This is a genomic window from Verrucomicrobiota bacterium (assembly GCA_016871495.1).
Classification (GTDB): Bacteria; Verrucomicrobiota; Verrucomicrobiia; order Limisphaerales; family VHDF01; genus VHDF01.
The window spans coordinates 1-5,343 of the sequence record VHDF01000158.1; the positions used below are offsets into that span (position 1 = coordinate 1).

5 protein-coding genes and 1 tRNA gene are annotated in these 5,343 nt (G+C 58.5%); 3 read left to right on the forward strand and 3 right to left on the reverse strand.

Annotated features, from left to right (window positions below; translation table 11 throughout):
- Window positions 1-738: 738 nt before the first annotated feature.
- Both FJ404_19180 and FJ404_19185 read left to right on the forward strand, forming a co-directional pair.
- Window positions 739-1,473, forward strand: coding sequence for a UMP kinase (locus FJ404_19180; GenBank protein MBM3824976.1), 735 nt, complete (start codon window positions 739-741; stop codon window positions 1,471-1,473).
- Window positions 1,474-1,506: 33 nt separating this feature from the next.
- On the forward strand, window positions 1,507-2,067 hold the full coding sequence (locus FJ404_19185) for a ribosome recycling factor (GenBank protein ID MBM3824977.1): 561 nt from the start codon (window positions 1,507-1,509) through the stop codon (window positions 2,065-2,067).
- Between the two features lie 19 nt (window positions 2,068-2,086).
- Here the strand turns inward: FJ404_19185 and FJ404_19190 are convergent, their stop codons facing one another.
- From FJ404_19190 to FJ404_19200, 3 genes are all read right to left on the reverse strand, one after another.
- Window positions 2,087-3,286: a hypothetical protein gene (locus tag FJ404_19190; protein MBM3824978.1), complete on the reverse strand. Its 1,200-nt coding sequence runs from the start codon at window positions 3,284-3,286 to the stop codon at window positions 2,087-2,089.
- Between the two features lie 79 nt (window positions 3,287-3,365).
- Complete coding sequence (locus tag FJ404_19195; protein ID MBM3824979.1) at window positions 3,366-3,959, reverse strand: hypothetical protein; 594 nt, start codon at window positions 3,957-3,959, stop codon at window positions 3,366-3,368.
- A complete protein-coding gene (locus FJ404_19200) occupies window positions 3,956-4,876 on the reverse strand; it encodes a PIG-L family deacetylase (GenBank protein MBM3824980.1) in 921 nt (306 codons plus the stop codon). The genes FJ404_19195 and FJ404_19200 overlap by 4 nt, the downstream gene beginning before the upstream one ends.
- Window positions 4,877-5,155: 279 nt before the next feature.
- Here FJ404_19200 and FJ404_19205 point away from each other — a divergent pair.
- Window positions 5,156-5,232, forward strand: a tRNA-Pro gene (locus FJ404_19205).
- Window positions 5,233-5,343 lie beyond the last annotated feature (111 nt).

Below are 5,343 nucleotides of genomic sequence, written 5' to 3' on the forward strand. Positions count from 1 at the left end.
TCGTTCTTCACCCGCCGGGCCGACGGGCCGTCGGCGATACGGCAGGCTGGGCAGCCTGCGCCACACGACAGACAATTTCGGGATGCACGGCACCCATGCCACATCCTCGAAATACTCAGGGACAGGAATTCAAAACGCCCCGGGGGACGGATCGAGGGCTTTTCCATCACTCCACGCCCACTGCGTCTCTGCGCGAGCCTATTCACTTCTGCAACTTGCTTATCCTCACGCGGAGGCCGCGAAGGACGCAGAGGACGGAACGGAGCTCGTTCGTGTTGCCCGTGGGACGTTCGCATCGCTCGGGCATCACATCGCTTTCCCTCTCGCCCCGCGAGGCACGAGCGGGGAGAGAGCCAGAGAGAGGGGAATTCGCAGCCTGCACAGGACGTCAGTCACAAGGAAAAGAAACCTGTGGATGCGCTGATGCACGCGATCATGGCTTCGCAGTCGTTCTCATTTTGCCCCGGCGCACGGCTGTGTCGTCCTTCGACCAGCCGCAGAAGGTTAAGAACTCTGAAGTCTTCCAACCTGTCCCGCGCTGCGGCGAGTCTCCAACACCGCCGCGCTCCCCAAAATGAGAATGAATGTCGCCTTCGGCCATTTCATTGACTCAAGGTCAGCGTGATTGATAGAACCACGTCGGTTCGGCGAGTTCGTTGGTCCCAAACGGCGCCGGACGCCATTCGATCCGGGACGGCGCTCCGCCAAGACGGGATTTCGAATCCGAACCAACAAACCATGCGCATGAGCAGAAAAGCCCCCAAACTCGCCTACCAACGAATCCTCCTCAAACTCAGCGGAGAGGCACTGGGGGGCGAAGCAGGCATCGGCATCTGCCCTCACACCGTCAATGCCATGGCCGCCCAAATCGTCGAAATCAAGAAGCTCGGGGTGCAAATCGCCCTCGTCGTCGGCGGCGGAAACATCTTTCGCGGAGTCCAAGGGACCACCCGCGGCGTCGAGCGCGCCACCGGCGATTACATGGGAATGCTCGCCACCGCCATCAATGGACTCGCCCTCCAGGACGCCCTGGAGAAAATGGGGGAACAAACCCGGGTGCAAAGCGCCATCTCGATGGCCGCCGTCGCAGAGGGTTTCATCCGGCGCCGCGCCATCCGCCATCTCGAGAAAGGCAGAATCGTGATCTTCGCCGGAGGCACCGGAAATCCCTATTTCTCGACGGATACCGCAGCGGCACTGCGAGCCAATGAGATCGGCGCCGAAGTCATCCTGAAGGCCACCAAAGTCGATGGCATTTACGACAGCGACCCCAAGACGAACCCTCAAGCCAAACGGTTCCAGCACATCACCTACTTGGAAGCGCTCCAACGGCGGCTGAAAGTCATGGATTCCACCGCCTTCTCCCTTTGCCTCGAGAATGATATGCCCATCATCGTTTTCGACTTTTTCAAACCGAAGAATATCTTTAGAGTCGTCACCGGTGAAAAAGTGGGCACACTCGTCACCTCCTGAAATCACCCAGGTCGCAACCCCTAGTTCCCTTTTATGCCAATCGATGACATCCTGCTCGAAGCGGAGGAAAAAATGGAAAAGTCGGAACAAGTCGTGGTGCACGAATTCGCCACCGTCCGCACCGGCAAAGCCTCCGCCGGCCTGGTCGAAAACATCCTGGTCGAAGTGTATGGATCCCACATGCGCATCCGGGAACTCGCCGGCATCACCACACCCGAGTCCCGTATGATCCTGATCCAGCCCTGGGATGCCACCACCGTCCATCCGATCGAAAAGGCCATCCAGAAAAGCAACCTCGGACTGAATCCCACCGTGGACAAGAAATTCATCCGCATCGTGCTGCCCGAATTAAGCCAGGAACGCCGCGTCGAATTCACCAAGATCATCAAGAAAATGGCCGAAGACGGCAAGGTCGCCGTCCGTCACGTGCGGCGGGACGGGATCGAAGCACTCAAAAAAGAAGGCAAAGCGGGAGGCGTCACCGAGGATGAAGTCGAGCACGCCGAAAAGGAAATTCAGAAGCTCACGGACCGCTTCATCGCCAAGATCGACGAGCACGTCGCCGTCAAAGAGAAAGAAATCATGACCGTCTAGCCCCGCCGCAGAGAGCCGATTATGGCGAAATCGGCTTCAGGATGATCTGGTGAATGTCCATGACCGCTCCGCCTGGCTTGCGAAGCGGATTCACCCAGAGGTCCCGCTCGCCCACTCCCAGCTTGATCCGTCCCAGGGACCGGGCCTTCCAGTTTTGGAAATGTCCGGTGTCCTCGACCACAAAGCGCAAAGCCTGATCGCCACTTCGCACCTCCACGTCGCTGCCCCCATGCCCCTTCCCGCACCCTTGCCAAATCTCCACGTCGAATTCGCCTCCTCGATCCACCTGAAATCGCCACTGAGCCCGATCCTTCGGATTGGCCCAGTATCCTAAACAGTTCTTGTTGGTCTGCGGTTCATATCGCATCAGGACACTGTGCGTGATCGCGTCCCTGGAATGCAGCAGGATCTCGCCATTCGACGATTGCCGGATGGGATTTCCCTCCGGAGCCGGACGAAGCGTCACCGCCTTCAGATTCATCACAGCAACCCCGGGCTTGTTGAGGCCCCGGACCCGCAGTTGAAACGGATCGCTCTTCGCGAGATAGACACGGCCCACGGACATCGTCGTATACCGATACCAGCTTCCCGTCGCGGGTCGCTTGGCGCGAAGCTTGTGTCCGGCCAACTCGAACTCCAACTCCGTCCCGTCACCGCCATCCGCTGAAAAAGCATACTCCACATCGTAGCGCCCCCAACGCGTGGGTTTGTAATTCCAAACCACAGAGTCTTCCAGTCGAGTCCAGAATCCTATGCGATGATTCCCGGGGTGAGTTTCTAGTCTCGCCTGGCTTCCCTCCACCACGGCATCCAGGGCGGAGAAAACAATCCGTCCATCCGGGAATTGGGTCGTCTTTTCAGCCATCTCGAGCAAGAGGGAGGAAGCCATCGCCCCGCCGCCGCTGCTGGAAGCTTCCAAACTCAATCGGCTGGCGTCCTGGTTGAATTGCCATGCCAACGGAGCGCTGTGAAATCCTTCGACGATCTTCACCGAAGTGAGATGCGGAAACGGAACAGGCAGGTTGACAGACTGAACAGCCTTGGGTGGACGAAACTCAATGCGAATCAAGCCCAACTCAGGCTTCACACTGACCACCCGCCCCCCATCGAGCTCCAACCCTTCCTGCGGCCAGCCAACCGCGGCCACCGCGTGAAAAACCGCGGCAAGCAAGCCGGTCAAGGAAAGCCAACGACGTCCGCAACTTGAGATCCCATGCATGAATCAACCCTACAACCCGCCAGGAAAAGATCGAGCCCTCAGATCATTCAAGCCAGGACGCCCCGGGGTCGATCAGGACTTACGCAGCCTCCATCGCGGTGCTGATCAGGCAATAGAACTCAAGGGCTTGGAACCGCTCCAGCAAATCCAGGACCTCTGGATCCTTGCGAATCAATGCGCGAGCACAGGTATCCACAAAGCCGGATGGATTCCAGCAGCCATGAGAAAAACACGCGCCCATCGTGTCCCAATCCATCGCTCTTGCCATGGGCGCCGGGAATACCTCGAGCCAGGCCGGAGTGGAGGTCTTCGGCTCGCCCCGGAATGGGATCCAGGCCATGGCCTGCTCGGGCAGCCGTCCCGCGCGTCGAAGCCAGTATTTGGAATTACTGTAGTCCGGTTCGCGACGGTGCAACAACGCGTGCAACCAAGCACCCAAGGGCGTGTCACACTCCTGAGCAAGGGCATGCGCGGCCTCGAAATGGTCGTGCCAGGCCAAAACGATGCCCGCTATCAGTCCAGGATTCCCCTTCATGGGTTGACCCGAGCCGAGTTCCTTGGCGAAAGATTCAGACTGCGCTTCCGTCCAAGTCCCTGCGCGAGGGGTGAGATCGAGGTGGGGCAGACCGGATTCCAACAGCGTGGAAAGGATCCGTGGATCCAGCGGCGTCATTCGAAGAACGGGAACAGGCGTTGGAGCTCCTTCTTATCCGGTTGGGAGCCGTACTCGCAGATCTCGAATGCTTCAATGTGCTCAATGCCGGTGGATTTGGGATACCACTCCGCCACCTGGGCTTGAAATCGAACCGTCAGCGACCTCTGGCGGTTGCCGAAATTATCGCGGACCTGTTTATGGCGTGAATGGTTCGGACCCGCGCCTTCGGGCAGCAGATCCGGAGACCCGTTCGCACCCCCTTCGGCAAATTGAGAGACCATCACTCCCAGTGCGTCCAGTTTGACTTTCATGACTTCGTCAATCGACACCACCACGTCAGGCTTGAACGGATTCGGCTTCTGAAATCGATCCGGGAAATAGAAGAACACCGGGTTCTTCTTCAACGGAGGAATATCCGGACAGAAAAACGGAACCGTGACCATGTAGGCCGCATCTTGAACCAAGACGCCAGTGTAACGGTGGTCCGGATGATAATCGTTCGGACGATGACCCATGACAATATCGGCCTTCCACTCGCGGATCAGTTTCACGAGCAGTTTCCGATTCTCGACGGTGGGAAGGAGTTCGCCGTCGTGAATATCAAGGATCACACCTTGGATCCCCAGCAAGCGATGCGCCTCCGTCACTTCCTTGCGCCGGCGTTGAGCGAGCGGACCTCCGGCTTCCCGCCAGTGTCCGATGTCTCCGTTGGTTACCGAAACGAAGAGCACATGGTGGCCTCGGCGAGCCCACTTGGCGGCCGTGCCCCCCGCCTGAATTTCGCAATCATCCGGATGCGCGCCAAAGCAGATGATGCGAAGCTTGCCATCATCCCCCGGCATGCGAACACCCTCGATGGCAGCCCGGGCCAACGCGGTCGAAGCCAGGAGCACCGTCAGTCCAATGAAGTAAGGGATGGGAAGAAGTCGTTTCATGAGATGAAACCTTTGGGAATCTGGAAGGAAGATCTAGAAGTTTCGGGCGCCCGGGTCAAAGCAATAGGGACGCTGAATCCAGCCGGTGCCTCCGGAGGTTGGCGGTGACCGGATTGTCGTGGTCACGCAGACAGCCCTGTCTGCTGTGGCGCAAGCTGCCCAGCCTGCGCCACACGACAGACCACTTCGCGATGCACGGGAATCCAGGAATCCAGGATGTTGGATTTATCGTTGCGCGCCGGGACACGTTGGACGATGGTTTGCCCGCCTGACGGACATCGGAGCGTAGCTCAGCCTGGTAGAGCACTTGGTTTGGGACCAAGACGTCGCAGGTTCAAATCCTGTCGCTCCGACCATCTTTGAAGGAAACTCGGGAGGAAGCTCACAAGGTCGGGACACCGCTCAAAACTTCCCATCTCCCAGTAAACCAACGCCTTCAACCTCTAACCCGCATATTTCATGCACGG

Coding starts and splice junctions, on each gene's coding strand:
- FJ404_19180 (MBM3824976.1), top strand. CDS start 739: ATGCGCATGAGCAGAAAAGCCCCCAAACTCGCCTACCAACGAATCCTC.
- FJ404_19185 (MBM3824977.1), top strand. CDS start 1,507: ATGCCAATCGATGACATCCTGCTCGAAGCGGAGGAAAAAATGGAAAAG.
- FJ404_19190 (MBM3824978.1), bottom strand. CDS start 3,286: ATGCATGGGATCTCAAGTTGCGGACGTCGTTGGCTTTCCTTGACCGGC.
- FJ404_19195 (MBM3824979.1), bottom strand. CDS start 3,959: ATGACGCCGCTGGATCCACGGATCCTTTCCACGCTGTTGGAATCCGGT.
- FJ404_19200 (MBM3824980.1), bottom strand. CDS start 4,876: ATGAAACGACTTCTTCCCATCCCTTACTTCATTGGACTGACGGTGCTC.